This window comes from Streptomyces coacervatus (genome assembly GCF_029223485.1).
GTDB classification, from domain to species: domain Bacteria; phylum Actinomycetota; class Actinomycetes; order Streptomycetales; family Streptomycetaceae; genus Streptomyces; species Streptomyces coacervatus.
This window is the reverse complement of the sequence record NZ_JARHTP010000018.1, coordinates 17201-41781: the sequence shown is the minus strand read 5'-3', so window position 1 is coordinate 41781 and position 24581 is coordinate 17201. Positions and strand designations below refer to the sequence as shown.

Below are 24581 nucleotides of genomic sequence, written 5' to 3'. Positions count from 1 at the left end.
TGCAGGACCCGGCCACCTGGGTAGGCTCGCGTGACATGGAGCATGAGGTGTTCGTTCCGGTTCCGGCCCAGCGGCTGAGGGAGGCCCTCGCCGACCCCGCGCAGGTTGCCCGTGCGGTTCCCGGGCTCCAGCAGGACGCGGGCGCCGAGCCCCTCACCGGACGGCTGAAAATGCGCGTCGGCAGCCACTCCGTCACCTACCGCGGCACCCTCCGCATCACCGGGCAGGACGACGGCTCGTACGCCGCCGAGGGCGACGCCACCGAGACCCGCGGCACCGGCTCGGCCAAGCTGGCGCTGGTGCTCCGCGTCGCGGAGGCGGACGGCGGCTGCACGCTGGCCTTCGAGGGCACGGCCTCCGCGGACGGCCGCCTCACGGAACTGCCGGCCGAGCAGGTCGCGTCGGCCGCGACCCGCCTGCTGAACCGTTTCGCGGAGAACCTGGCCGCGAGCGTGCAGGAGCAGCCGGGGCGGCCCGAGGTGTCCGGAAAGCATGAGGAACCCGAGGCGTCCGAAGAACCCGAGGAAACCGAGCCCCTCGTCACCCAGGAGTTCGAACCCAAGGCGACCAGCGACTTCGAAACGACCCCGGACGCCGACGACGCTCCCGCCCCCGCCCCCGAGCCCACGGAGCCCGCCTCGGTCTTCGACACGGAGGTCCCCCCGCCGTCCCTCGACCCGCTCGCCGAGGACATGGACGGGGGCACGGACGGGGGCACGGACGTGGGCGCACCTCCCGCCGAAGCCGCCCATGCCCGCCGCACGATGATCGGCCGCAGCGCGGAGGAGGTCGACCACGCCCCGCCCCGCGGCCGCTACGCCCCGGTCCCCGCCCCGCAGACGGTCTCCGCCGGCTCCCCGCTGCGCTGGGCGGCCCCGGCGGCGGCCCTTGTGCTCGCGTCGGCGATCGTGGTCGGCCGGGTGCTGCGCAAGCGCCACTGACGATCTGTGGGCGGGGGCCTTGATCGCCCCAGTAGGGTCGTCCCGTGAGTAACGAAGACATCACGCTGACCGCGGGCGACGCGGAGGTGACCGTGCAGCCGGGCAACGGCGGCCGGGTCGGAGGACTGCGCGTCGGCGGCATCGAACTGCTCCGCCAGGGCGAGCGGTTCGGCTGCTTCCCGATGGTCCCCTGGTGCGGGCGGATCCGCGACGGCCGCTTCCGGGACGGCACGACCGTCCACCAGATGCCGCTCAACTCCCCGCCGCACGCCATCCACGGCACCGTCCGCGACGGCGCCTGGCGCACCGCGCGCGTGAACGCCGACGAGGCCGTCCTCACGTACGACCTGGTCGAGCCCTGGCCCTACGCGGGCCGCGTCACGCAGCAGTTCGCCCTCACGCCGGACGCCCTGACCCTGACGATGGCCGTCGAGACGTACGACTCCTCCTTCCCGGCCCAGATCGGCTGGCACCCCTGGTTCAACCGCAACCTGGGAGGGGACGACGTCCGCCTGGACTTCACCCCCGCCTGGCAGGAGGAGCGCGGCGAGGACCACCTCCCGACCGGCAACCGCGTCGAGCCGAAGCCGGGGCCGTGGGACGACTGCTTCGGGATGCCGGGCGGCATCGACGTCACCCTCACCTGGCCGGGGCAACTGGAGCTGAAGGTCGCCAGCCGCGAGGAGTGGGCCGTCGTCTACGACGAGCAGGAGGCCGCCGTGTGTGTCGAGCCGCAGACCGGCCCGCCCGACGGCCTGAACACCCTGCCCCGCCTGGTCACCCCGCTGGAGCCGCTGGAAGCCACGACCGTCTGGACTTGGCACCGCCTTTAAGCTGGCAGGCATGACGACGACGGACGTACGCGGCGAGCTGCTGCAGCAGATCAAGGAAAAGGCCGTGGTGCACGGCAAGGTGACCCTCTCCTCGGGTCTGGAGGCCGACTACTACGTCGACCTGCGCCGCATCACCCTTGATGGCGAGGCCGCCCCGCTGGTCGGGCAGGTGCTCCTGGACCTGACCGCCGACCTCGACTTCGACGCGGTGGGCGGTCTGACCATGGGCGCCGACCCGGTCGCGGCGGCCATCCTGCACGCGGCCGCCGCCCGCGGGAAGCGCGTCGACGCCTTCGTCGTACGGAAGGCGGCGAAGGCGCACGGCCTGCAGCGCCGCGTCGAGGGTCCGGACATCGCGGGCCGCCGGGTGCTGGTCGTCGAGGACACCTCCACCACCGGCGGCTCCCCGCTGACCGCCGTCGAGGCGGTGCGCGAGGCGGGCGCCGAGGTCGTCGCCGTGGCCACGATCGTGGACCGTGCGACCGGTGCCGCCGAGAAGATCCAGGACGGCGCCGGAGTGCCGTACCTCTTCGCCTACTCCAAGGACGACCTGGGCCTCGACTGAGGGTGTCCACAAGCCGGACAGGGCGGGCAAAGCATCCGGCCACGTCTGGAAAGATGGGCCCGACGACGACGTCACCCCTCCAGGTCTAGGTCAGGGCCGTAGTACGCAGAACGCCAACCCGCACATACAAGGAGCGGTCAGATGCCCATCGCAACTCCCGAGGTCTACAACGAGATGCTGGACCGGGCGAAGGCAGGCAAGTTCGCCTACCCGGCGATCAACGTGACCTCGACCCAGACCCTGCACGCGGCCCTGCGCGGTTTCGCTGAGGCGGAGAGCGACGGCATCATCCAGATCTCGACGGGTGGCGCCGAGTTCCTGGGCGGTCAGTACAGCAAGGAGATGGTGACCGGCGCGGTCGCGCTGGCCGAGTTCGCGCACATCGTGGCCGAGAAGTACCCGGTCACGGTCGCCCTGCACACGGACCACTGCCCGAAGGACAAGCTCGACGGGTATGTACGTCCGCTGCTCGCGATCTCCGAGGAGCGCGTGAAGGCGGGCGGCAACCCGCTCTTCCAGTCGCACATGTGGGACGGCTCCGCGGAGACCCTCGCCGACAACCTGGCCATCGCCCAGGAGCTGCTGGAGCGGGCCCGCGCCGCGAAGATCATCCTTGAGGTCGAGATCACCCCGACCGGCGGCGAGGAGGACGGCGTCTCGCACGAGATCAACGACTCCCTGTACACGACGGTCGACGACGCGATCCGCACCGTCGAGGCCCTGGGCCTGGGCGAGAAGGGCCGCTACCTGCTGGCCGCGTCCTTCGGCAATGTGCACGGCGTCTACAAGCCGGGCAATGTCGTCCTCCGTCCCGAGCTGCTGAAGGAGCTCAACGAGGGCGTCGCCGCCAAGTACGGCAAGGCTTCCCCGTTCGACTTCGTCTTCCACGGCGGCTCCGGCTCCACCGAGCAGGAGATCGCCACCGCGCTGGACAACGGCGTCGTGAAGATGAACCTCGACACGGACACCCAGTACGCCTTCACCCGCCCGGTCGCGGACCACATGTTCCGCAACTACGACGGCGTCCTGAAGGTCGACGGCGAGGTCGGCTCCAAGAAGACCTACGACCCGCGCACCTGGGGCAAGCTGGCCGAGGCGTCCATGGCCAAGCGCGTGACCGAGGCCTGTGCCAACCTGCGCTCCTCGGGCACGAAGATCAAGTAACCCGCGATCTTTGGCGAGCCCGGTGCTACGGCACCGGGCTCGCTGTATACCTGGGGCATGCCCGACGTACGGATCGCCACCCCGCAGGGCAAGTGGATCCTGCTGACCACCGTGCTCGGCTCCAGCATGGCCATGCTGGACTCGACCGTCGTCAATGTCGCCCTGCCGCGCATCGGCCGCGATCTGGACGCGACGCTCGCCGCCCTCCAGTGGACGGTCAACGCGTACATGCTCACGCTGGCCGGACTGATCCTCCTCGGCGGTTCCCTCGGCGACCGCTACGGCCGCCGCAAGATCTTCGTGATCGGTGTCGTGTGGTTCGCGTCGGCCTCCCTGCTGTGCGGGCTGGCCCCCACCGCCGGTGTGCTCATCGCCGCCCGTGCCCTGCAGGGGGTCGGCGGCGCGCTCCTCACGCCCGGTTCCCTCGCCCTGATCCAGGCGTCCTTCCACCCGGACGACCGGGGCCGGGCCGTGGGCCTGTGGTCCGGCTTCGGCGGGATCGGCGCGGCCGTCGGCCCGTTCCTGGGCGGCTGGCTGGTCGACGGCCCCGGCTGGCGCTGGGTCTTCCTCCTCAACGTCCCGCTGGCCCTGCTGTGCGCCCCGATCGCCGTACGGCACGTCCCCGAGTCGATGGACGAGCGCACGCACGGCCGCTTCGACGTCCTCGGCGCGGCCCTCGGCGCCCTGGCCCTCGCCCTCATCACATACGCACTGATCGAGGCCCGCCAGGGCTCCCTGGTCGTCGTGGTCACGGCGGTCGCCGGTGTGGTGGCCGGCATCGCCTTCGTCTACGTCGAGAAGCGGCGCCCGGACCCGATGATGCCGCTGGACATTTTCGCGTCCCGCCAGTTCACGGCCGTCAACCTGGTCACTCTGTGTGTGTACGCGGCGCTGGGCGGCTTCTTCTTCCTCACCGCCGTCGAGCTCCAGGTCGCCGTCGGCTGGTCGCCGCTCGCCGCCGGTACGGCCCTGCTGCCGACGACCGCCCTGATGCTGCTGTTCTCGGCGCGCTCGGGCGCCCTCGCCGACCGTATCGGCCCGCGCATCCCGCTCACGGCGGGCCCACTGGTCTGCGCGGCCGGGATGCTGCTCATGCTGCGGGTCGGGCCGGGCGCCTCGTACGTCGCCGACGTGCTGCCCGCCGTGCTGGTCCTGGGCCTCGGCCTGGTCACTCTGGTGGCACCGCTGACGGCCACCGTCCTCGCCTCCGTGGACGTCGCACGGGCCGGCCTGGCCAGCGGCATCAACAACGCGGCGGCCCGCGCGGCGGGCCTGATCGCGGTGGCCGCACTGCCGCTGCTCGTCGGAATGGGCCCGGATGCCTACCGCTCCCCCACCGCCTTCGACGACGCCTTCCACCGGGCGATGCTGTGGTGCGCGGGCGCCCTGGTGGTCGGCTCGGGCATCGCGTTCGCGACCGTACGTCCGCTGCCGCCGGGGTGCCGCCGCCCGGAGTGCCGCAGGCACGGGTCGGTCGTGGCTCCGCCGCTGGAGGGGGAGCGGGCGCGAAAACGGATCGGATAACGCGAAAGGGATCGCATAGAGCCCCGGTCGGCACCACCAGCCCGTCCGGCGTTTGAGGACGAGGCCCCTTAAGGGCCGAAGCGGGGGTCTGGGGGCGGCAGCCCCCAGCAGCAGCGACACTGGTTCACATGTCGATTCACGAAAACCTCCTCGGGGGCCCGCCCCCGACCCACCTCCCCGACGACCCCGCCCCCCGCGAGGCCCTCGCAAACGGCACCGCACCCGCGGACGTCGCAGCCAAGTACCCGACGTCCTCGCTGGCCTGGGCCCAGCTGGCCGACGACGCGTTCGAGCGGGGCAGCGTCGTGGAGTCGTACGCCTACGCCCGCACCGGCTACCACCGCGGCCTCGACGCCCTGCGCCGCAGCGGCTGGAAGGGCCACGGCCCGGTGCCCTGGGAGCACGAGCCGAACCGCGGCTTCCTGCGCGCCCTGCACGCTCTCGCCCGCGCCGCCGGATCCATCGGCGAGCAGGAGGAGTACGAGCGCTGCACCCAGTTCCTCAAGGACTCCTCGGCCACGGCGGCCCAGAGGCTCGGCTAGCGCTGTCCGTCGTACGGGCCCGCCTGTGTGAGTGTGACCAGGCGGGCCTTGCGCTTCCGCGGGACCATCGAAGAGGATTTGCGGCGGGGACCGGGGCCCCCGTGTCGGTAACGGCAGGGGCGGACCGCTACCCGGAGCAACAACAGGAGACAGCGATGTCCCACCAGGCTCAGCCCCATGAGGCTTCGGAGCCCGAGACCCCGCATCTCGACTTCCAGGGCACGACGCCGTACGAGGACTACGTCAAGGCGGACGTGCTCACCCACCTCCAGCACACCCTCTCCGACGACCCCGGAGAGATGGTCTTCCTGGTCACGACCCAGGTGATGGAGCTGTGGTTCACGGTGATCGTCCACGAGTGGGAGACCGCGGCGCGCGCCCTGCGCTCCGACGACGTACCCACCGCGGTCGCCGCACTGAAGCGTTCCGTACGGGAGCTGGACGCGCTGAACGCCTCCTGGAGGCCGCTCGGCCAGCTCACCCCGGCCCAGTTCAACGCATACCGGAGCGCGCTCGGCGAGGGCTCCGGCTTCCAGTCGGCGATGTACCGCCGGATGGAGTTCCTGCTCGGTGAGAAGTCCGCGTCCATGCTGGTCCCGCACCGCGGCGCGCCCCGCGTCCACGCCGAACTGGAGAAGGCCCTTGCAGAGCCGAGCCTCTACGACGAGGTGCTGCGGCTGATGGCGCGGCGCGGCTGCGCCATCCCCGGGACCGTCCTGCGCCGCGACGTCTCGCGCCGCTACGAGCCCTCGGAGGCCGTCGAGGCCGCCTGGACCGCGATCTACGCGGGCGACGAGAACGCCGAACTCGCCCGCCTCGGCGAGGCGCTGACCGATGTCGCCGAGCTGGTGTGGCGATGGCGCAACGACCACCTGGTCGCCACCCGCAGGGCGATGGGAGCGAAGCCCGGCACGGGCGGCTCGGCGGGCGTCGCCTGGCTGGAGAAGCGCGCGCAGAAGAACGTGTTCCCGGAGCTGTGGACGGCGAGGTCCCATGTCTGAGCATGAGCATGTACAGGAACATGAGCATGTACAGGAACATGAGCGTGAACTGGCCGTGCGGGCAGGGGAGTTGGACGCCTCCGACGAACTGGCCGGAGTGCGCAAACAGTTCGTGCTCGACGAGGTGGTCTACCTGGACGGGAACTCGCTCGGCGCCCTGCCGGCGGCGGTCCCGGGGCGGGTGGACGACGTCGTACGCAGACAGTGGGGTTCGCTCCGTATCCGGTCCTGGGACGAGAGCGGCTGGTGGACGGCGCCCGAGCGGATCGGCGACCGGATCGCTCCGCTGGTCGGGGCGGCGGCCGGGCAGATCGTCGTCGGCGACTCGACAAGTGTCAATGTTTTCAAGGCACTTGTGGGCGCGGTGCGGATGGCGGGGGAGGGCCGGGACGAGATCCTCGTCGACGCCACGACCTTCCCCACCGACGGGTACATCGCCGAGTCGGCCGCCCGGATGACGGGGTGCGCACTGCGGCCGTTGGCTCCGGCGGAGGTGCCGGGCGCGCTGTCCGGCCGTACGGCTGCCGTATTGCTCAACCACGTCGACTACCGCACCGGCCGCCTGCACGACCTGCCGTCGCTGACGGCCGCCGTACACGCGGCGGGCGCGGTGGCCGTCTGGGACCTGTGCCACAGCGCGGGCGCGCTGCCGGTCGGGCTGGACGAGCACGGCGTCGATCTGGCGGTGGGCTGCACGTACAAGTACCTGAACGGCGGCCCGGGTTCACCGGCGTACCTCTATGTACGTCGCGATCTGCAGGACCGCTTCGACTCTCCGCTGCCCGGCTGGAACTCCCACGCGGAGCCCTTCGGGATGCGGTCCGAGTACGAACCGGCGTCCGGCGCCCTGCGCGGCCGGGTCGGCACGCCGGACATCCTCTCGATGCTCGCCCTGGAAGCGGCGCTGGAGGTCTGGGACGGCGTATCGATCGAGGCCGTACGGGCCAAGTCCCTTGCGCTGACGGACTTCTTCCTGGAGTGCGTGCGGGCGTACGCGCCTGCCGGGCGGGTGGAGTCGCTGACTCCGCCGGCGCACCAGGAGCGCGGCAGCCAGGTGGCGCTGCGCTGCGGCGATGCCGGGGACGTCATGAAGAGCCTGATCGGGCGGGGGGTGGTCGGGGACTTCCGGCACCCGGACGTCCTCCGGTTCGGATTCACGCCCTTGTACGTCGGATTCGGGGACGTGGAGCGGGCGGCCCGGGTGCTCGGGGAGACCCTCGCCGAGCACGCCGGATAGCCCCCGGAACTTGCGCCGTACCGGCCGGGCAGGCTGCGCGAAATCCGTGCAACTGCCCGGCTCTCGCACTACAGAACCGTTTCCCCCTCACCGAGCGTGACATCCCCGTGTCGGCGCACGTCACCTGCCTGATACCGTCCCCGCCAACGGCCGATTTCCACCGGGGCCGATTTCTTCCCTGGTCTCCGCCAAAATCGTTACGTCGCTGAGAGGTTGGAGCATGCCGGACGACGACGCCGCAGCAGCCCGGGCCGCCGCCGAAGAGGAGTCGGCGTTCTCGCACCCGGCGGTCGATCCCGACTCCACCGCCGCGTACGGTGACCACCCCGACCAGCTGATCGACTTCTACGCCCCGCGCCCCGAGCCGGCCCCCGGCGGTATCGCCCCGCTGGTCGTCGTCCTGCACGGGGGCGCGTGGCGGGCACCGTACGACCGCCTGCACATCTCGCCGTTCGCGGACTTCCTGGCCCGGCGGGGTTTCGCCGTGGCCAGTGTCGAGTACCGGCGGGGGAGCGCGATCCCGGCCCAGAGCGGCGGGGGCGGCCCGATCGCGGGGCGGTGGCCGGACACCTTCGACGACGTCGCGGCCGCGCTGGACGCACTGCCCGCGCTCGTACGCGAGGCCCTTCCGGGGGCCGACCCGCGCCGCATGGTGATCACCGGACACTCGGCCGGCGGCCACCTCGCCCTGTGGGTGGCGGCCCGCCATCTGCTGCCCGCCGACGCCCCCTGGCGCATCGACCGTCCCGCACCCCTGCGCGGTGTCGTCGCCCTGGCCCCGATCGCCGACTTCGAGGTCGCCGACAAACTGGACGTGTGCGGCGGCGCCGCGCGCCAACTGCTGGGCGCCGACGAGAAGTTCGCCGAGCGCCGTCCGTACGCCGACCCGTCCCTCCTGCTCCCCACCGGCATCGCGACCACCCTGGTCCAGGGCCGCACGGACGTCGTCGTCCCGCAGGCGGTCGCCGAGTCGTACGCCGACGCGGCGGCAAAGGCCGGCGAGGTCGTGGGCCTCACGCTCCTGGAGGACGTGGGCCACTTCCCCCTGATCGACCCGGCGGCGGACGCGTGCGCGGTGGTGGCGGAGGAGATCGCCCAGCTGGCGTGGTGAGCTGCTCCTGACCCGCCCCTGACCGGACCCCTTCATACCCGTAGTACCTGAGAGCTACGCGGCAGGACAGCTCCCTGGCGGGACGCGGACGACACGTCACCGTCCGTAACTTCCCTTTCAGACAAGCCCGATGGCCGGGCGGACTGAAGGGGAGACGACCATGGGGCTGGAGACGGGGGTACGGGCGGCTGCAGAGGACGGAGCCGACAGCAGCCGTAGTCGCTGCAGCTGCCGTAGCTCTGGGCAGCCGGGTCCGCGTAGCTGCGGGCAGTCGTGCCGCTGGGGCGGCTCCCGACCCAAAGAGAGCGGCACCCGGCCAGCGCCGGCAAGCGAAACCCCGCCACCCAAGCCCAAGCGCAGCCGCACCCGCAAATGGCGCCGAGCCGCCCTCGCAGCCCTCATCACCACCGCCGTAGTCCTCCCTCTCTCGGCAGCCACCCGACCGGAGATCCCCGCCCCGGCCCCCGCCTCTCTTGCCCCACCAACGGCGGCCACGCTGGACAAGGCCTACGCAGCCAACCGCGCCAACGCCGCCGCAGCGTCCCGCATGGCCGCATCCCACGGCGACAACAAACGCGCCGCAGCAGACCGCGCCATGGCCACCCCCTCCCGCCACTTCCTCTCCTTCGACGGCCGCGGCGCAGGCCAGGCGACGGAGGTCTTCGGCAACCTCGCCCACGCGGACCGCATCGCCGTCCTGGTCCCGGGCTCCGACACCTCCATAGACACCTACGACCGCTTCCGCGCCGGCGCCCTCGCCCTGCACGACCGCCTCACACAACAGGCCCCGCAGGGCACCCGAACCGCCGTAGTGGCCTGGCTCGGCTACAAGACCCCCGGCACGATCAGCACCACGGTCCTCACCACGGACCGCGCCGACCAGGCGGCCCCGCACCTGCGCGAGTTCATGGGCGAGCTGCGCCGCATAGCAGGCCAGAAGGCGAACATCTCCCTCCTCTGCCACTCCTACGGCACGGTCGTCTGCGCCCGCGCCGCCGCCGGCCTGGACGTACAGGACATCGCCTTCGTCGGCAGCCCCGGCACGAGCGCGGACTCGGCGGCGGCCCTGCACACACGGGCCCGCGTCTGGGCGGCCCGCGGCGATGACGACTGGATCCAGGAGGTCCCGCACACAAGGGCGGACCTGTTCGGCACGACGATCGGCTTCGGCACGGACCCCGTCTCCCCGGCCTTCGGCGCCCATGTCTTCGCGGCGGGCCCCGGCGGCCACAGCGACTACTTCAGGCCGGGCTCGGTGTCCCTGGCCAACCTCACCCGCATCGTCCTCGGCGACACAAAGGAGGTGACCCGTGCGTGAGTCGAGCGTGCGCCGCGCGTGGGACGGCACAGGGCAAGGCATAGGACACGGCATACGACACGGCATAGGACACGGCATACGACACGCCATAGGAAATGGCGCCGACCGGATCGACGCCGCCACCCCCGCCGACCGCGACCGCGCCGTGGACGCCCTTAGGGCCTTCGCGATCCTCGGTGTGGTCCTGGGCCACTGGCTGGTCACGGCCCTGGTGGCGGACGGCGGCACCCTGCACGCCGCCAGCCCCCTCCAGCACATGCCGTGGCTCGCCCCGATCTCCTGGGCCTTCCAGACCCTGGCCGTGTTCTTCCTGGTGGGCGGCCATGTGGCGACCCGCAGTTACACGGCGGCCCGGGCCAAGGGCACGCCGTACCGGCGGTGGCTGACCGCCCGTCTGTCGCGGCTGTTCAAACCGGTGGCCGCAGTACTGGTCCTCTGGACGATCGCCGCGACGGCCCTGTTCCTCTCGGGCGCCGACTTCGACACGATCCACACGCTGGTCAAACTGGCCCTCTCCCCGCTCTGGTTCCTGCTGGTCTTCGCGGCGCTGACCGCGGCGACCCCGCTCCTCACCCGGCTCAACCCCCTGTGGCCGCTGGCCGTCGTCCTCCATGTGGACCTGCTCCGTTTCGGCCTCGGCGCCCCGCAGAGCCTCGGCTGGGTGAACCTGGCGGCGGGCTGGCTGGTGCCGTACACCCTCGGCGCGGCCTGGACCCGCGGCGAGCTGGACCGGCCCCGCGCAGGCTGGGTCCTGTTCATCGGTGGTACGACGGCGACGGCCGCGCTGGTGGCCTGGGCGCACTACCCGGCGTCGATGGTCGGCGTCCCGGGCTCGGCGATCTCGAACCTCAACCCGCCGACCCTGGCCGCGGTCGCCTTCGGCCTGGCCCAGTGCGGCCTCGCCCTGCTGCTTCGCGACCGGTTGCGGCGTACGATGCGGCGCCCCCTGGCCTGGGCGGCGGTGGCCTTCGTGAACCTCTCCGCGATGACGATCTTCCTCTGGCACCAGACGGCGATGATGGCGACCACGGCCACCGGCCTCCTCGCGGGCCGCCTCCCCGGCCTGCACACCTCCCCCGACGGCCTCGGATGGGTGGCGTTCAGGCTGGCCTGGCTGCCCGTCTTCGCCCTTGCCCTCACCGTCTGCTGGGCCGCCTTTCGGGCCTACGAGCACGGCCGCCCCGCCGAGCGGCCCGGCGGCCGCCGGCGTTCACGGGTCATCCGCGCACACCGGCCGTCGTCCAGGCGGGCGGCAGCGCCGCAGAGGCGTCATGTCTAGGGTTGTGCGTGTGACCAAAACGGGGATGCAGCGCGCACTCGCGAGCCGTGCCGTACGCGGGCTGCGGGTGGTGCGCGACGACCTGTGCACCGTCGAGTCGCACCCGCTGCCCCCGTCCAGATGGCTGCGCAGGCTACCGCACGGTCTGCTGTGCCTGGCCGCGTTCGGCATCATGCTCGGCGGCATCGCCCAGCTCACCGACAACGGCCGGCTGGGCTTCTGGTTCGCCTCCCTCATCGGGATCTCCCAGGCCGGCGCGGTGGTCCTCGCCATGCGGCGGCCGATCCCGGCGTGGTGGCTGTCGACGGGGGCCACGGTCGTGGGGGCGGTCGTGGTGCACGGCAGCATGCCCGTGGCGGAGTCGCGGCAGTTCACCTGGCCCTGGACGGCGGCCGGGATCATCGCTCATCTGCTGGTACTGCTGCTGCTCGCCCTGCGCGTGCGGACCCGGGTGTCCGTGGAGGCGCTCGTGGTGACCGTGCTCGTCACCTGGGTCCTGCAGGGGGTGTGGAGCGCTCCGAGCTACCAGGAAACCGGGGTGGTCGCGATCGCCCTCTCCGCGGTCGTCGTGGTACTCGGCATCGCGCTGCGCGGCCGCCGCGAGGCGCGCGCGGAACTGGGCCGGCAGACCACGCTGACCGCCGAGGAGCGGGCGCGGCGCACCCTTCTGGAGGAGCGCAACCGCATCGCCCGCGAGCTGCACGACGTGGTCGCCCACCACATGTCCGTGATCTCCATCCAGGCCCAGGTCGCCCCGCACCTCGTCGAGAACCCGCCCGACGAGCTCAGGGAGAACCTCGAGGGCATCCGGAACAACGCGCTGGAGGCGTTGACCGAACTGCGCCGCGTGCTGGGCGTCCTGCGTTCCGAGGACCCCGGCTCGGACACTCCGGCCGCCGCCGGCAACGACCCGCACAGTCCGCAGCCCACCCTGGACCGGCTCGACGCGCTCGTCGAGAACACCAGGGCCGCCGGTCTGACCGTGACCACGCGGACCACGGGGGAGCGGCGCCCGCTGCCGTCCGGTGTGGAGCTGTCGGCGTACCGGATCGTGCAGGAGGCGCTGAGCAACGTGCTGCGCCACGCACCCGGCGCGAGCGCGAGTGTCGAAGTCGCCTACGTCCCCTTCGGAGTGCGCGTGGAAGTCGTCAACTCGCGTCCGCTGCACGCCGCTCCGGCGTCGCCCGGCGCGGGGCACGGCCAGCTCGGCATGCGGGAACGGGCCGCGATGCTCGGCGGCGACCTGTCCGTACACTCCCAGCCGGACGGCGGCTACCAGGTCTCCGCGTTCCTCCCGGTCGCCCCGCTAGCCGACGGCCCGGACCTGCCCGACGCCCCGGACCCCGCCATCGACCCGAAGGACGACACCGCATGACGAGCAGCACCGGCACCGGCCCCATCCGTGTACTGATCGCCGACGACCAGCAGATGGTCCGGCAGGGCTTCACCGTGCTGCTGAACACCAAGCCGGACATCGAGGTGATCGGCCAGGCGGTCGACGGCCTGGACGCCGTCGCCAAGGTCGCCGAACTCGCCCCGGACGTCGTCCTCATGGACATCCGCATGCCCGAGCTCGGCGGCATCGAGGCCACCCGCCGCATCACCGTCGAGACACCGCACATCAGGGTGCTGGTGCTCACCACCTTCGACCTCGACGAGTATGTGTACGAGGCGCTGCGCGCGGGAGCGTCCGGGTTCCTCCTCAAGGACGCGTCGGTGGACCAACTGGCCGAGGCGGTACGGGTGGTGGCGGCCGGTGACGCGCTGCTCGCGCCCGGCATCACCCGGCGGCTGATCGCCCAGTTCTCCCGCCTGGACGGCAAGCCCCGCGCCCCGCTGAAGGAACGCGTCGGCGACCTGACCGAGCGCGAGACGGAGGTCCTCGCACTGATCGCGCAGGGCCTGTCGAACGCGGAGATCGCCGAGCGGCTGGTCGTCGCCGAGCAGACCGTGAAGACCCATGTGGGCCGCATCCTGGTGAAGCTGGGGCTCAGGGACCGGACGCAGGCGGCGGTGTTCGCGTACGAGTGCGGGCTGGTGCGGCCGTCCGGATACTGACCGGCCGTCGTCTCCGGCCGCTGTCTCCGGGCACCTCATGGCCGTACCCGTAGTACCTGAGAGGGAGGCCGCAGGACCCTCCTCACTGGTGACGACCGCGACCCCCGCCACGGCCTACCTTTTTCAACGTGACCGAGATGCCCCAGCCGCAGCCGACGCCATCGGAGCCCACGAGGCAGATGGAGCCGCCGGACAGCGCGTACGAGCCGTACAAGCCGAACAGCCCGGAGTTCCGGGCGGCCGTGGACGCCCTGCGCGGAATGCGCCAGGACCTCTTCCACGACGCCTTCGCATACCGTCCGCTGCCGCGCCTGGGCGCCCACGCCCGGCTCGTCCGCCCCCTGCGCGGCCGCATGCGGGAGTGGGCGACCTGGGCTCCGCACGCGGTGATCACCGCGTTCGCCGTTCTGGCCATGCTCATCGCCGCGAACAGCGCCATGATCGGCGCCGGCGACAACTTCGTCCTCGGCCTGCTGGCACTGGTCCCGGTCCTGCTGACGATGGTCCGGCCGGTCGGCGCGTTCTGGGCGTCGATGGCCGCGACGCCGGTCGCCGCGGTGGTCGGCTCCAGCTGGGACAGCGAGTGGCCGTGGCTGCCCGGCGCCTTCGCCTGCCACCTGTTCGTGCTCACGATCGTGGCCATACGCACCCGGCCGCGCACGGCGGCGTGGATGTGGGCGCTCACCGCGGTCTACGGCGTGGTGGTCGCCACCTTCTTCGACTGGGGCCACTCCTTCGGCACGAACACCGCCCAGCTGCTGTCCTTCTCCGCCCTGATCCTTCTCGCGGTCTCCGTCTGGCACATACGCCGCGAGGCCCGCCAGGAGGTGTCCGCCCAGCAGACGGTGACCGCGCACGAGCGTTCCCGGCGCACGCTCCTGGAGGAGCGCACGACGATCGCCCGCGAGCTGCACGACGTGGTCGCGCACCATATGTCGGTCGTCGCCATCCAGGCGGAGGCCGCCCCCTACCGCGTGGAGAACCCGCCGGAGGAGCTGGAGAGGGCGTTCGCCACGATCCGGGAGAACGCGGTGGCGGCGCTCACGGAACTGCGCCGGGTGCTGGGCGTGGTCCGGGCCGAGGACTACGAGGCCCCGGACGCCCCGCAGCCCACCCTCGCCGAGCTGGACGGACTGCTCGCCAATGTGCGCAACGCGGGCCTGAGCGTCGACAAGACGACGACCGGAGCGATACGCGAACTCCCGCAGGGTGTGGAGCTGTCGGCGTACCGCATAGTGCAGGAGGCGCTCAGCAACACCTTGCGGCACGCACCGGGCGCCGGTGCCAAGGTGGAGGTCTCGTATGTCCTCGGCGGCCTGGGCCTGCGCATAGTGAACGACCCGCCGCCGAACCCGTCCCTGGTCAAACCCTCACCCGGCGCCGGCCACGGCATCACCGGCATGCGGGAGCGCGTCACCATGCTGAACGGCGAGATGACAGCGGCCCGGACGGACGAGGGAGGCTATGAGGTGACGGTGTTCCTGCCGGTCGCCGCCGCAAGCGAAGGAGAAGCATGACGATCCGCGTCCTGATCGCGGACGACCAGATGATGGTGCGCGAGGGCTTCTCGGTCCTGCTGAACGCGATGCCGGACATCGAGGTGGTCGGCGAGGCGGTCAACGGCCGGGAGGCGGTGGACCGCGTCCGCGAACTCTCCCCCGACGTGGTCCTGATGGACATCCGTATGCCGGAGCTGAACGGCATAGAGGCGACCCGCGAGATCGTGGCCGCCAACAGCACGGCAAAGGTCCTGGTCCTGACGACCTTCGACCTCGACGAGTACGTGTACCAGGCACTGCGCGCAGGAGCCTCCGGCTTCCTCCTGAAGGACGCCTCGGCCCGCCAACTGGCCGACGGCGTAAGGGTGGTGGCATCAGGCGAGGCACTCCTGGCCCCCTCCGTCACCAAGCGCCTGATCACAGAGTTCTCGAAACTCTCGGAAACCCCACGCCCGATGCACTCCGCGATGGCGGCCTACGGCGACCTGACCGACCGGGAGACGGAGGTCCTGGTCCTCATCGCCCAGGGCCTGTCGAACTCGGAGATAGCCGAGCGCCTGGTGGTCGCCGAGTCGACGATCAAGACCCACGTCAGCAGAATCCTGGTGAAACTGGGGCTCCGGGACCGGACGCAGGCGGCGGTGTTCGCGTATGAGGCGCGGTTGGTGACGCCGGGCTAGGCAGGGCCGCATTCGGCATCGCGGTGCAGCGGACTCATCCTCCACGGCTTCCCGAATTGCTCGACCTATCGTTTATCGATACTATCGATAAACGATAGGTCGAGGTCGGTGGGTTGTCTTGGAGGGGGAACCATGAGTGTGGGGTCGTTGCAGGTCGTTGCAGGTCGGGCGGGGCGGGCGTCTGCTGGAGACTGTCCTCGGTCTGGCGTTGGCGTTGGCGGGACTCTTCGGGGTATTGCTGCCGCTCCTCGGGGTGACCGGGCCCTTCGACTCCACTAGGGCGCGTGACGTGACGATCGAAGCCGTCACTCGGGTGCCTGCCGCCGTGTCGAGCGGACCCGTGACGCTGCATGGCACTCACCGGGCGGAGATCGCCCTGGCCCATCCCGATGTCCAGCAGCGGATACTGCTGGCTCTGCCCGACCTCTTCTACGGCGCGTTGCTGGTCCTGGTCCTCGTTCTCCTGCTGCGCATGGCCCGTACGCTGCGTCGCGACGACGTCTTCGTGCCGGAGAACGCCCGGCGGCTGCAGGTCATCGCGGCGGCGATCGTGGCCATGGGTGTACTCGGTCCGGCGGTGGACGCGGTCACCACTCACCTCCTGATCAGCGGCACGGCCGTCAGCCCCGCGGTGCCCTTTGCCTACACCGTCTCGTCCGCGCCCCTCCTGCTCGGCCTGCTCGTCGCCGCGCTGGCCGAGGTCTTCCGGCAGGGCACGCGGCTGCGCGAGGACACCGAAGGGCTCGTCTGATGCCGCCGGAGGAGGACCACCGCATCGAGGTCCACCTCGACCGACTGCTCGCGGAGCGCGGCATGACCCTGGCTGAACTCGCGGCGCGGGTCGGTGTGACGGTGGTCAACCTCTCCGTCCTGAAGAATGACCGCGCCAAGGCGATCCGCTTCTCCACGCTCGCTGCGATCTGCCGGGAACTGGGGTGCCAGCCCGGCGACCTGCTGAGCTACCGCGACTCTTAGTGGGCGTTGTGTGAGCTTTCACGCGGGTTCACCTTGCCGGTCGGGGCATGGTGAACAGGCCGGGTTCGGGTTCGGTGAGGATGCCGCGGCTCACCAGGCGTTTCAGCTTGGCGCGGGTGCCTTCGACGTTCTTCGGCAGCAGTTCGTGGCCGAGGGCTTCGCAGACGTCCTTGGCCCGTAGCGGCCCGGTCGTGTGGTTGAAGGCGGTGAGGATGCGGGGGTAGTCCGGGGGCTCGGGTCCGGCGAGGCGGCCGGGAGCTGTAGTGAGCAAGCGTGAGTTGACCAAGCGACAACGCCGCCGGAGGAACAGGTTCACAATCCCGCAAGCGTTCAACGCGTTCAACGCTCCGGACGATGTCGGCGGTTCCCTCTGCTGCCGTCAGCTGTCGTACTGGAGTGACTGCCTGACCAGAGGTAGACGGAGACTCGCATGCATTCGCCGATGGACGTTCCGCTTCCGTTTGTGTGCCATACGCACCCTCATGTGTCGCTGGTGGAGGACCGTAATCTGCAATGGGCCCAGCGGATGGGGCTCCTGCCCTCGCAGGAGGTCGCTGATCGGCTGAGCAGGTCGAGGCTGGGTGAGGGCGCCTGCTACGTATATTCCTTCGCCGCTTTGCCGGATCTGATCGTGTGTGCGGGGTGGATCACCTGGCTGCTGGTTGTCGACGACCAGAACGGCGAAGGACTCCATTCCGGCCCGGCTGAGTGGGCGGCGGCGCGGGCGCCGCTGGAGCGCATCGTGGACAGCAAAGGCACGATCGGCCCGGGAGATGCGGAGGTGCCGGCTCGGCGGGCGCTGGCCGATCTATGCCGTCGGACGTTCCCGTACATGTCGAATGCCTGGCATGCGCGTTTCGCCGCGTCGGTCAGGGATATGTTCGACGGCTATCACCAGGAGTCCATTCAGCGCCTAGCCGGCATCCCGGCCACACCTGAGGAGTATGTGGCGTTCCGCCGCCGGTCGGGATCAGTGCCGTACTGCATAGCAGTCAGCGAGTTCGCCGCTCGCAGCGAGGTCCCCGACCGCGTCTACCGCGCCCCGGAGTTCCAGGATCTGCTTCTGGCCGCCAATGACATCATCTGCTGGAGCAACGATGTCTTCTCCGCCGCCAAGGAACGCGCCCGCGGCGACGTCAGCAACTACCTCGCCGCTCTCGTCCACCATGACGGCCTTACTTGGGAGCAGGCCCACACCACCGTCATCGACCGCATCACCGGCCGCGCCAATGACTTCCTCGCCAAAGAGCGCGAGCTCGACCTGCTCCTCACCGACCTGGACATCCCACCCGAAGAGTGCGACGCCGTGTGGGCGAACACCGCGGGCATGCGCGACTGGATGTCCGGCGAGGTGGCTTGGATGAAGATCAGCGACCGGTACCGCACCTTCGAAGAAGTCTCCGAGACCAACCCACAACCCCCGTCCTACGTGCCGGACCTGCTGATCGCGGGCTCCTCGCAAGAGCGGTCGCATTGATGAAAACGCCGCGGTTCTTGCTCCCTGTAGGGGGACTGCCCGCTGGCAGCTCGAAGAACGCAAGCACTAGAAATCTCATCCCGAGAGCACCCGGTGCCTGGCCACTCGTCGGCCATCTGCCAGCGCTGCTAGGCGACCACCTTGCCTTCGTTGCCTCACTCCCGGCCTACGGCGACCATGTGGAGATCCGAGTAGGGCCAGCCCGAATGCTGGTGGTGTGCAGTCCGGAACTCACCCGCCAATACCTGCAGGAAGATGACGTGTTCGACAAAGGCGGACCGTTCTTCGAGCGAGCACGCGAGCTGATCGGAGACGGACTCGTCGTCTGCCCCCATCGGCTGCACCGACAGCAGCGACGAGTCCTCCAACCGGCGTTCCACCGAAACCGCATGCCGGGATACATGGCCGACACCGCCGAACGAGTCGCTCAAGGCACCGCCGGATGGCAGGACGGACACCCCGCCGACATAACGGACGACCTGCAGGCGATCAGCACCCGGATCCTGGTTTCCGCAATGTTCTCCAGCACCCTCCCACAACCCCTCTTCACCCAAATCGCCCAAGACGCCACCACCGTCATGTCGATGGTCGCCCAGCGCATGCTCATCCCCACCTCCTGGCGCTGGATACGCCCTCCCGGCGACCGTCGCTACCGGCAAGCGCACGCCCGACTCCAGGAAAGCCTCCAAAAGATCGTCACTGACGGCCGTACTACCGACACCGCCCAAGACGATCTCCTCACCATGCTCCTGAAAGCCCGCCAATCCCCAGCCGGAGGCCACCCCTCGGCCCGGAGCGAGGAAGGCATGTCCGACCAGGAGATCTTCAACCAACTGATGACCTTCCTGCTCGCCGGTAGCGAGACCACCGCCGGCACCATGGCCTGGGCCCTCTACGAACTCGCCCTCCAACCCGATCTTCAGCAGCAAGTCCACAATGAGATCGACACCGTCCTGGGCGGGCAACCCGTCACCCACCGGCACCTGGCCGACCTGAAACTCCTCGGCCGGGTCATCAGCGAAACCCTCCGCCTCCACGCCCCTGCATGGCTGATCACCCGCACCGCCACCACCGACACAACCCTCGGCCGCCACCGCATCCCCGCCGGGGCAACCGTCGCCTACAGCGCTTACACCCTCCACCACCGCGCCGACCTCTACCCCAACCCCGAGAGATTCGACCCCGACCGCTGGCTACCGTCACGCGGCACACCGCCATCCGGCGCCTACCTCCCCTTCGCCCAAAGCGCCAGAAAATGCATCGGCGACGTCTTCGCCACCACCGAAGCCACCCTCGTCCTCGCCGCCATTCTCACCCAATGGCAGTTCCACCCAGACCCGACCCAACCACGGCCACCCAAACCACCCATCGGCGCCATTAGCAAAGCACCTATCACCCTCCGCCCCACCCGACGCGGGAGCTGAGTGGGCGTTGTGTGAGTCGCCGGTGATGTTGTCCGGTTTGAGGGCTTGCGGTCTGCCGGCCTTGCGATCTGCTGGTAGGCATGGGCGGACGGCAGCCGTACCCGAGTGATCTGTCGGACGAGGCGTGGGAGCTGATCCGGCCGGTCATCACGTCCTGGAAGGGGCAGCACCGCTGCAGCCAGGCTTGCTGAACCGGGCCGTCTCCGTCTGAGCGACGGCGATCTCGTCCGAAGGAGGGCGCATGGCGCAAACCCTGCCCGAGAAATACCCGCCGGAGGGCAAGGCGCTGGGGCACGGCCCCGATTACGAGTCGGCGCCGAGGGTCACCTACTCCACCGAGACCCCTCAAGTACGCAAGCTGTGGTGGCGGATCCGCTCAGTGGTGAGGTGGCCGCAGAGGGCGCGCCGCCAGACACGGTGACGCGCGGACTACTCGGCGTCAGAACTCGTCGAAGGTGAGTGGGCGCGCACCAGAAGGGTGCCCAGGTTCCCCGGTTCCGGGGCCTTGAGGACGCGGGCGTCGATGTCGGTGAAGCCGTGCCGTTCGAGGATGCCCACCCACGTCTCGGGGGCGTACTGCCAGCGAAGCACGGTCAGTTCGCGCTCACGGCCTTCGAGCCACTTGCCCCGCATCTGTTGGGGGCCGTACGAACCAACGACTGGTTCGGCCTGAGAGAACGCGAAGACGCTGCCGGGAGCCAGCCTCTTGAGGACACATGGGAACAGGTCCTCGGGGTCCGTGAACCACACGGCCCCCCACACCGAATAGATCGCGTCGTACGGGGTGGTGGAGGCCGAGGTGAGGTAGGCGCAAGCCTCGTCATGGACGAAGGACAACCCGGGGGTGTCCTTCCACCATGCGCGGGCGCGCTCGACCTGGGTGGAGGAGAAGTCGACCCCGGTCACCTCAACACCATGGCGGGCCAGGTGAGCGGCCTCCTTGCCTTCCGCCGGCCCGAGCTCCAGAGCGCGAAGGGGGTGACCGAGGACTTCGGCGCCGGGACCGTGTCCGGGGTACTGCGTCCAGTCGAACCGGTGGGCCTGGGGCGGCGGTTGGGTGCCCTCACCGTTGTAGGGCTTGTACTTGTCCCAGTACTCGGCCGGTGTCATGGGGGCGTGGGGCATGAACTTCCTCGGGAGGGCGGAGTGGCCGGTGTCCATTGAGTCGACGCACCGACCTATCGCCGACGGTTCTCTATACGGGTCCGACGCGCAGCGATGACGGGGACGATGTCGTCGAGTTTCGCGAGCGTCAAGTCTCCGAGCGGTCCGCGGCCGGTCAACAGGATCTTGTGTTCATCGATGGCGGTCCACAGCTCCCATGTTTCGGGATCGCGGCGAAGAGTGGCGGGGGTGAGCCGATCGTCGATCCTGACTTGGATGTCCTGCGGGGGAGAGGCCTGTGTCAGCGGCAGGGCATCAGGGTGGAATTCCTGGCCAGGAAGATCGCGCCATGTGGTTATGCGCGTGTGCTCCTGGCCGGTGTCCCATGGGCCGTAGACGAGCATTGCGGACTGCCACGCCCCGTTCACCTCGTGGAACTCGCCGAGCGCGCAGGGTGTCTGCCAGGCAGAGCGCAGAGAGTAGATCACCAGACGGCCCTCGCGGAATGCCTGAATCGTTCTCTGATAGAGGCGCTCTTCCAGCTCGCGTGCACGATCACCAGATCCAGCGCGGTGCATGCCTGCAAGTCTGGCACGGAGTTCGCCGATAGTGCCTATGGGTGGGAGGTGGCTCATGCCGCGGTCAGTTCGCACCAGACGTACTTGCCGCGGTTGCCGTTTCTGGACTGCGGTTGCCAGCCCCATACGTCGGCGCAGGCGCGGACCAGGGCGAGGCCGCGGCCGGTTTCGGCATCGGTGAGGTGGTCAAACGCGCGTGGCGGGTCGGGCGGCTCGGGGTTCGCGTCCCATGCGCCGAGGCGGAGTACACCGGGGGAGTAGCGGACGCGGAGAGTGGCGGGGCCCTTCGTGTGCAGTACGGCGTTGGAGATCAGCTCCGCCGCGAGGAGCTCCGCAGTGTCGGCGAGGCTGATCAGGCCGTGCAGGGTCAGAATCAGCCGGAGGGTGCGGCGGCAGACAGTGACGGCGCGGGGGTCGTTGGGGATGGAGAGGGTGTACTCCCAGGAGGACGGTTCGGTTTCGGGCATGCGTAACTCCTGTGTGGGGTTGGGGAGTTGATGGAGGCTGCCGGTGGCAGTGCCGCGTCCGTCACGGCAGGACGGAGCGGTGCGCTTCCGGTGCCCCGGGTTTCGCAGCGTGTGCGTCGCGTCACCGACGGTAGAGGAGTAATTACTCCTCGCGCAACTGGTTGGCGTAGCCTGACGCCCGAACGAGGCATCAGTGAAGGGCTGTTGAGGAGGACGCATGGCGCCGAGGAGTCACGCCACTGCGCGGCAAGTGCGGCTGGGCATCGAGCTGCGTCGCCTGCGGGAGGCGGCCGGACTGAAGGCGCGTGAGGTGGCCGAGCTGCTGAATTCGACCTCGGCCCAGATAAGCCAGGTGGAGCTGGGCCTCTCCGGTGCCAGCGAGGAGCGGGTTCGGCGCCTCGCGGCTCACTACACCTGCACAGACGAGGCGTTGATCAACGCATTGGTGGCGATGGCTACCGACCGGACGCGTGGCTGGTGGGAGGAATACCGGGGAGTGCTGCCGCCGGTATTCCTGGATACCGCCGAGGCGGAGCACCACGCGATGTTCCTGCGCGAGGTTGTGATCACCCACGTACCTGGCCTGCTGCAGACGGCCGACTACGCCCGCGCGGTGTACACGTACATGATGCCGGGCCTGCCGGAGAGCGAGTTGAACCCCCGGGTGGAGCATCGGATGAGGCGACGTGGGGTTGTCGAGGGGGACACCCCCACCCCGTACGAGACGATCATCCACGAGTTCGCTCTACGTGTCCGAGTAGCGGACCGTCAGACATCGCTCGCCCAACTCCGGGCAATCCTGCACCAGATCGAGCAGGGGCACGTCACCGTACGCGTGATCCCCACCGATCAGGACGGCTTTGCTGGGGCTGAAGCGTCGATGATGTACATCAATGGGCCGGTCCCTCGACTGGACACTGCACTCCGGGACTCCCCCACCGGGACGGCCTTCATCGACGCAGAACCTCAGTTGAAGCAGCTTCGAACTCTTCTCCGTAAGGTGGAGATGGCGTCGCTCGACCCTGTGGCGTCGCGGGACTTCATTCACCGGTTGGCGAAGGAACTCTGATGAACTGGCGCAAGTCCTCCTACTCCGGCGGCGGCGACGGAAACACCTGCGTCGAGATCGCCCCCCTCCCCACCCGCATAGCCATCCGCGACTCCAAGTTCCCCACCCGCGCCACCCTCTCCTTCCCCACCCCCGCCTTCACCGCCCTCATCGACCACATCAAGGCACACAAGCCCGCACCATGAGCGTGCCCAGGGCTCCCCGGTTCCGGTGACGTGAGGTCTGCCGTTCTCGGCCGCTGCCGGTCATGCGTCGGGCATGTGACCAGCCCCCTGTCAGCGCTGCTCAGAGCGGGTACGCCGGTGACTCACGCCTACCGTTCTATGCGACTACGTGACTAGACGGCGGGCATCCTTGAGACGGGGGTAAGACGGTCCGTAGCGTGCTCACCACACAGACTGGAGGGGGCTCAGTGGACGAACTGCGGATCATCGCCGGCGGGCCGTGCAGGAGTGGCGACGACGACAAGTGCGGGAACGGGGACTGCCCCACCGTGTACACCACGCCGGAGCCCGGCATGCTCGCCGTCCAGGGCTACGACGTGGCACACCCGACGCCGGACGGTGAGTCGGTCGTACTACTGAGCTTGAACTCGGGTTGTCGTAGCTGCTGACAGGGCTTGATCCTCGCGGTACGCCGTCTCTTATGAGGTATGCGCAGGGCGGCGGTCTGTCGGACGAGCGCCGGCAGTTCCGTGAGGGGATCCGGTTGAGGGCGGCCGAGCGGTTCGCTGGGGGTGAGCCGAGTTCGGCGATCGCGAAGGAGTTACGGGTCAGCGTCCGGTCGGTGCAGCGGTGGCGGCGGACCTGGGACAAGGGCGGACCTCGGGCACTTCGGTCGGCGGGTTCGGCCTCGCCGCCGCGGCTGAGTGAGGCCCAGTTCGTGCAGCTGGAGGCGGAGTTGGCCAAGGGGCCGGTTGCACACGGCTGGCCTGATCAGCGGTGGACGCTGTCGAGGATCAAGACGGTGATCGGCCGTCGGTTCCACAAGAGCTACACCCTGCAAGGGGTGCGCAAGCTGCTGATCCGGCACGGCTTCTCCTGCCAGATCCCGGCAAGGAGAGCCGTCGAACGCGACGAGGAGGCGATCTGCGGCTGGGTGAAGGAGACCTGGCCGCAGGTGGAAGGACCGCGGCGGCGCTCGACGCCTGGATCGTCTTCGAAGACGAGTCCGGCTTCTCGATGACGCCGCCGACCGCCCGCACCTGGGCCAGACGCGGCCACACCCCAGTAATCCGGGTTCGCGGCCGTTCTCGCCGCCGGATCTCCATCGCTGCCCTGACCTGCTACAAGCCTGGTGAACGCTCCCGGCTGATCTATCGGCCGCGCCGTGACGACGGCCGACGCGAGGGGCGCAAGAGCTTCGCCTGGACCGACTACCGCGACTTGCTCATCACCGCGCATCAGCAGCTCGGCGGGCCGATCGTGCTCGTCTGGGACAACCTGAACGTCCATCTCGCCTACGGAATGCGGCAGTTCATCGCCCGGCAGGCCTGGCTGACCGTCTACCAGCTGCCCTCCTACGCACCCGACCTCAACCCGGTCGAGGGCATCTGGTCCCTGCTGCGGCGCGGCTGGCTGTCCAACACCGCCTTCACCACCCCCGAGCACCTCATCCAGACCATCCGCCACGGAATGAGGAAGATCCAGTACCGCCCTCGCCTCATCGACGGATGCCTCGCTGGCACCGGACTGTCACTCACCCCAACGACATCATGAGTTCAGGCTCAGTAATC

At 69.8% G+C, this 24581-nt stretch carries 27 protein-coding genes and 2 pseudogenes; 25 read left to right on the top strand and 4 right to left on the bottom strand.

The window, feature by feature from the left end:
* Positions 1-35 precede the first annotated feature (35 nt).
* The 17 genes from P2Q00_RS36155 to P2Q00_RS36075 all read left to right on the top strand — a co-directional run bounded on the left by P2Q00_RS36155 (position 36) and on the right by P2Q00_RS36075 (position 16727).
* A complete protein-coding gene (locus P2Q00_RS36155) occupies positions 36-941 on the top strand; it encodes an SRPBCC domain-containing protein (RefSeq protein WP_275778216.1) in 906 nt (301 codons plus the stop codon).
* Between the two features lie 44 nt (positions 942-985).
* Complete coding sequence (locus P2Q00_RS36150; RefSeq protein WP_275778215.1) at positions 986-1774, top strand: aldose epimerase family protein; 789 nt, start codon at positions 986-988, stop codon at positions 1772-1774.
* Positions 1775-1784: 10 nt separating this feature from the next.
* Positions 1785-2339: an orotate phosphoribosyltransferase gene (gene pyrE / locus P2Q00_RS36145; RefSeq protein WP_275778213.1), complete on the top strand. Its 555-nt coding sequence runs from the start codon at positions 1785-1787 to the stop codon at positions 2337-2339.
* A 141-nt stretch (positions 2340-2480) separates the two neighbouring features.
* A complete protein-coding gene (fbaA, locus tag P2Q00_RS36140) occupies positions 2481-3503 on the top strand; it encodes a class II fructose-bisphosphate aldolase (protein ID WP_275778211.1) in 1023 nt (340 codons plus the stop codon).
* Between the two features lie 57 nt (positions 3504-3560).
* The gene (locus tag P2Q00_RS36135; protein ID WP_275778209.1) at positions 3561-5027 is read left to right on the top strand and encodes an MFS transporter; all 1467 of its coding nucleotides are present in this window, start codon (positions 3561-3563) and stop codon (positions 5025-5027) included.
* Between the two features lie 128 nt (positions 5028-5155).
* Positions 5156-5569 (top strand): DUF3151 domain-containing protein, encoded by a 414-nt coding sequence (locus tag P2Q00_RS36130; RefSeq protein ID WP_275778207.1) that lies wholly within the window; start codon positions 5156-5158, stop codon positions 5567-5569.
* Between the two features lie 155 nt (positions 5570-5724).
* Entirely contained in the window at positions 5725-6570 is an 846-nt protein-coding gene (locus tag P2Q00_RS36125; RefSeq protein ID WP_275778205.1) for a tryptophan 2,3-dioxygenase family protein, read from the top strand.
* Positions 6563-7807 carry a kynureninase gene (gene kynU / locus P2Q00_RS36120; protein WP_275778203.1) on the top strand — a complete coding sequence of 415 codons (1245 nt, stop codon included), beginning with the start codon at positions 6563-6565 and terminating at the stop codon, positions 7805-7807. The genes P2Q00_RS36125 and kynU overlap by 8 nt, the downstream gene beginning before the upstream one ends.
* 220 nt (positions 7808-8027) lie before the next feature.
* Positions 8028-8918, top strand: coding sequence for an alpha/beta hydrolase (locus P2Q00_RS36115; RefSeq protein ID WP_275778202.1), 891 nt, complete (start codon positions 8028-8030; stop codon positions 8916-8918).
* A 166-nt stretch (positions 8919-9084) separates the two neighbouring features.
* On the top strand, positions 9085-10236 hold the full coding sequence (locus tag P2Q00_RS36110) for an alpha/beta hydrolase (protein WP_425579564.1): 1152 nt from the start codon (positions 9085-9087) through the stop codon (positions 10234-10236).
* A gap of 40 nt (positions 10237-10276) precedes the next feature.
* Positions 10277-11515: an acyltransferase family protein gene (locus P2Q00_RS36105; RefSeq protein ID WP_425579565.1), complete on the top strand. Its 1239-nt coding sequence runs from the start codon at positions 10277-10279 to the stop codon at positions 11513-11515.
* The gene (locus tag P2Q00_RS36100; RefSeq protein ID WP_275778200.1) at positions 11508-12890 is read left to right on the top strand and encodes a sensor histidine kinase; all 1383 of its coding nucleotides are present in this window, start codon (positions 11508-11510) and stop codon (positions 12888-12890) included. Before P2Q00_RS36105 ends, P2Q00_RS36100 begins: the two co-directional genes overlap by 8 nt.
* Positions 12887-13573, top strand: coding sequence for a response regulator (locus P2Q00_RS36095; RefSeq protein ID WP_275778198.1), 687 nt, complete (start codon positions 12887-12889; stop codon positions 13571-13573). The genes P2Q00_RS36100 and P2Q00_RS36095 overlap by 4 nt, the downstream gene beginning before the upstream one ends.
* A 137-nt stretch (positions 13574-13710) precedes the next feature.
* On the top strand, positions 13711-15090 hold the full coding sequence (locus P2Q00_RS36090) for a sensor histidine kinase (protein WP_425579566.1): 1380 nt from the start codon (positions 13711-13713) through the stop codon (positions 15088-15090).
* Entirely contained in the window at positions 15087-15752 is a 666-nt protein-coding gene (locus P2Q00_RS36085) for a response regulator (protein WP_275778197.1), read from the top strand. The genes P2Q00_RS36090 and P2Q00_RS36085 overlap by 4 nt, the downstream gene beginning before the upstream one ends.
* Before the next feature lie 289 nt (positions 15753-16041).
* Positions 16042-16503, top strand: a complete 462-nt coding sequence (locus P2Q00_RS36080; protein ID WP_275778195.1) for a DUF2975 domain-containing protein — start codon at positions 16042-16044, stop codon at positions 16501-16503.
* Positions 16503-16727 carry a helix-turn-helix domain-containing protein gene (locus P2Q00_RS36075; protein ID WP_275778194.1) on the top strand — a complete coding sequence of 75 codons (225 nt, stop codon included), beginning with the start codon at positions 16503-16505 and terminating at the stop codon, positions 16725-16727. The genes P2Q00_RS36080 and P2Q00_RS36075 overlap by 1 nt, the downstream gene beginning before the upstream one ends.
* A gap of 28 nt (positions 16728-16755) precedes the next feature.
* Here the strand turns inward: P2Q00_RS36075 and P2Q00_RS36070 are convergent.
* Positions 16756-16965: pseudogene (locus P2Q00_RS36070) on the bottom strand (hypothetical protein); the annotation flags it as partial.
* Between the two features lie 246 nt (positions 16966-17211).
* Here P2Q00_RS36070 and P2Q00_RS36065 point away from each other — a divergent pair.
* From P2Q00_RS36065 to P2Q00_RS36055, 4 genes and pseudogenes are all read left to right on the top strand, one after another.
* Positions 17212-18204 (top strand): terpene synthase family protein, encoded by a 993-nt coding sequence (locus P2Q00_RS36065; RefSeq protein ID WP_275778193.1) that lies wholly within the window; start codon positions 17212-17214, stop codon positions 18202-18204.
* Positions 18204-19628, top strand: coding sequence for a cytochrome P450 (locus P2Q00_RS36060; RefSeq protein ID WP_275778191.1), 1425 nt, complete (start codon positions 18204-18206; stop codon positions 19626-19628). The genes P2Q00_RS36065 and P2Q00_RS36060 overlap by 1 nt, the downstream gene beginning before the upstream one ends.
* 80 nt (positions 19629-19708) lie before the next feature.
* A pseudogene (locus tag P2Q00_RS50855) lies at positions 19709-19801 on the top strand (IS5/IS1182 family transposase); the annotation flags it as partial.
* 68 nt (positions 19802-19869) lie between these two features.
* On the top strand, positions 19870-20049 hold the full coding sequence (locus tag P2Q00_RS36055; RefSeq protein ID WP_275778189.1) for a hypothetical protein: 180 nt from the start codon (positions 19870-19872) through the stop codon (positions 20047-20049).
* A gap of 8 nt (positions 20050-20057) precedes the next feature.
* On the opposite strand, the gene P2Q00_RS36050 is transcribed toward P2Q00_RS36055, so the two are convergent.
* Genes P2Q00_RS36050 through P2Q00_RS36040 form a run of 3 tightly spaced genes read right to left on the bottom strand, consistent with a single transcriptional unit; the run spans position 20058 to position 21777 of the window.
* Positions 20058-20753, bottom strand: coding sequence for a class I SAM-dependent methyltransferase (locus P2Q00_RS36050; RefSeq protein ID WP_275778187.1), 696 nt, complete (start codon positions 20751-20753; stop codon positions 20058-20060).
* A 53-nt stretch (positions 20754-20806) separates the two neighbouring features.
* Positions 20807-21310, bottom strand: coding sequence for a hypothetical protein (locus P2Q00_RS36045; protein WP_275778186.1), 504 nt, complete (start codon positions 21308-21310; stop codon positions 20807-20809).
* A 53-nt stretch (positions 21311-21363) separates the two neighbouring features.
* A complete protein-coding gene (locus P2Q00_RS36040; protein WP_275778184.1) occupies positions 21364-21777 on the bottom strand; it encodes an ATP-binding protein in 414 nt (137 codons plus the stop codon).
* Between the two features lie 217 nt (positions 21778-21994).
* Here P2Q00_RS36040 and P2Q00_RS36035 point away from each other — a divergent pair, with 217 nt between their 5' ends.
* The 4 genes from P2Q00_RS36035 to P2Q00_RS51185 all read left to right on the top strand — a co-directional run bounded on the left by P2Q00_RS36035 (position 21995) and on the right by P2Q00_RS51185 (position 24564).
* Positions 21995-22846, top strand: a complete 852-nt coding sequence (locus tag P2Q00_RS36035; protein ID WP_275778183.1) for a helix-turn-helix domain-containing protein — start codon at positions 21995-21997, stop codon at positions 22844-22846.
* Positions 22846-23031 (top strand): DUF397 domain-containing protein, encoded by a 186-nt coding sequence (locus P2Q00_RS36030; RefSeq protein WP_275778181.1) that lies wholly within the window; start codon positions 22846-22848, stop codon positions 23029-23031. Before P2Q00_RS36035 ends, P2Q00_RS36030 begins: the two co-directional genes overlap by 1 nt.
* 197 nt (positions 23032-23228) lie before the next feature.
* Complete coding sequence (locus P2Q00_RS36025) at positions 23229-23459, top strand: hypothetical protein (protein WP_275778180.1); 231 nt, start codon at positions 23229-23231, stop codon at positions 23457-23459.
* A gap of 32 nt (positions 23460-23491) precedes the next feature.
* Positions 23492-24564, top strand: a protein-coding gene (locus P2Q00_RS51185; protein WP_425579556.1) for an IS630 family transposase whose coding sequence is annotated in 2 segments (ribosomal slippage) — positions 23492-23935 and positions 23938-24564 — 1071 coding nt in all. Because the reading frame shifts where the segments join, the coding sequence is not laid out codon by codon here.
* Positions 24565-24581 lie beyond the last annotated feature (17 nt).

Bases quoted from the DNA above. Each gene is read 5' to 3' on its own strand.
- P2Q00_RS36155 (WP_275778216.1), top strand. From the start codon at position 36: ATGGAGCATGAGGTGTTCGTTCCGGTTCCGGCCCAGCGGCTGAGGGAG.
- pyrE (WP_275778213.1), top strand. From the start codon at position 1,785: ATGACGACGACGGACGTACGCGGCGAGCTGCTGCAGCAGATCAAGGAA.
- fbaA (WP_275778211.1), top strand. From the start codon at position 2,481: ATGCCCATCGCAACTCCCGAGGTCTACAACGAGATGCTGGACCGGGCG.
- P2Q00_RS36135 (WP_275778209.1), top strand. From the start codon at position 3,561: ATGCCCGACGTACGGATCGCCACCCCGCAGGGCAAGTGGATCCTGCTG.
- P2Q00_RS36130 (WP_275778207.1), top strand. From the start codon at position 5,156: ATGTCGATTCACGAAAACCTCCTCGGGGGCCCGCCCCCGACCCACCTC.
- P2Q00_RS36125 (WP_275778205.1), top strand. From the start codon at position 5,725: ATGTCCCACCAGGCTCAGCCCCATGAGGCTTCGGAGCCCGAGACCCCG.
- kynU (WP_275778203.1), top strand. From the start codon at position 6,563: ATGTCTGAGCATGAGCATGTACAGGAACATGAGCATGTACAGGAACAT.
- P2Q00_RS36115 (WP_275778202.1), top strand. From the start codon at position 8,028: ATGCCGGACGACGACGCCGCAGCAGCCCGGGCCGCCGCCGAAGAGGAG.
- P2Q00_RS36100 (WP_275778200.1), top strand. From the start codon at position 11,508: ATGTCTAGGGTTGTGCGTGTGACCAAAACGGGGATGCAGCGCGCACTC.
- P2Q00_RS36095 (WP_275778198.1), top strand. From the start codon at position 12,887: ATGACGAGCAGCACCGGCACCGGCCCCATCCGTGTACTGATCGCCGAC.
- P2Q00_RS36090 (WP_425579566.1), top strand. From the start codon at position 13,711: ATGCCCCAGCCGCAGCCGACGCCATCGGAGCCCACGAGGCAGATGGAG.
- P2Q00_RS36085 (WP_275778197.1), top strand. From the start codon at position 15,087: ATGACGATCCGCGTCCTGATCGCGGACGACCAGATGATGGTGCGCGAG.
- P2Q00_RS36075 (WP_275778194.1), top strand. From the start codon at position 16,503: ATGCCGCCGGAGGAGGACCACCGCATCGAGGTCCACCTCGACCGACTG.
- P2Q00_RS36060 (WP_275778191.1), top strand. From the start codon at position 18,204: ATGAAAACGCCGCGGTTCTTGCTCCCTGTAGGGGGACTGCCCGCTGGC.
- P2Q00_RS36055 (WP_275778189.1), top strand. From the start codon at position 19,870: ATGGCGCAAACCCTGCCCGAGAAATACCCGCCGGAGGGCAAGGCGCTG.
- P2Q00_RS36050 (WP_275778187.1), bottom strand. From the start codon at position 20,753: ATGCCCCACGCCCCCATGACACCGGCCGAGTACTGGGACAAGTACAAG.
- P2Q00_RS36045 (WP_275778186.1), bottom strand. From the start codon at position 21,310: ATGCACCGCGCTGGATCTGGTGATCGTGCACGCGAGCTGGAAGAGCGC.
- P2Q00_RS36040 (WP_275778184.1), bottom strand. From the start codon at position 21,777: ATGCCCGAAACCGAACCGTCCTCCTGGGAGTACACCCTCTCCATCCCC.
- P2Q00_RS36035 (WP_275778183.1), top strand. From the start codon at position 21,995: ATGGCGCCGAGGAGTCACGCCACTGCGCGGCAAGTGCGGCTGGGCATC.
- P2Q00_RS36030 (WP_275778181.1), top strand. From the start codon at position 22,846: ATGAACTGGCGCAAGTCCTCCTACTCCGGCGGCGGCGACGGAAACACC.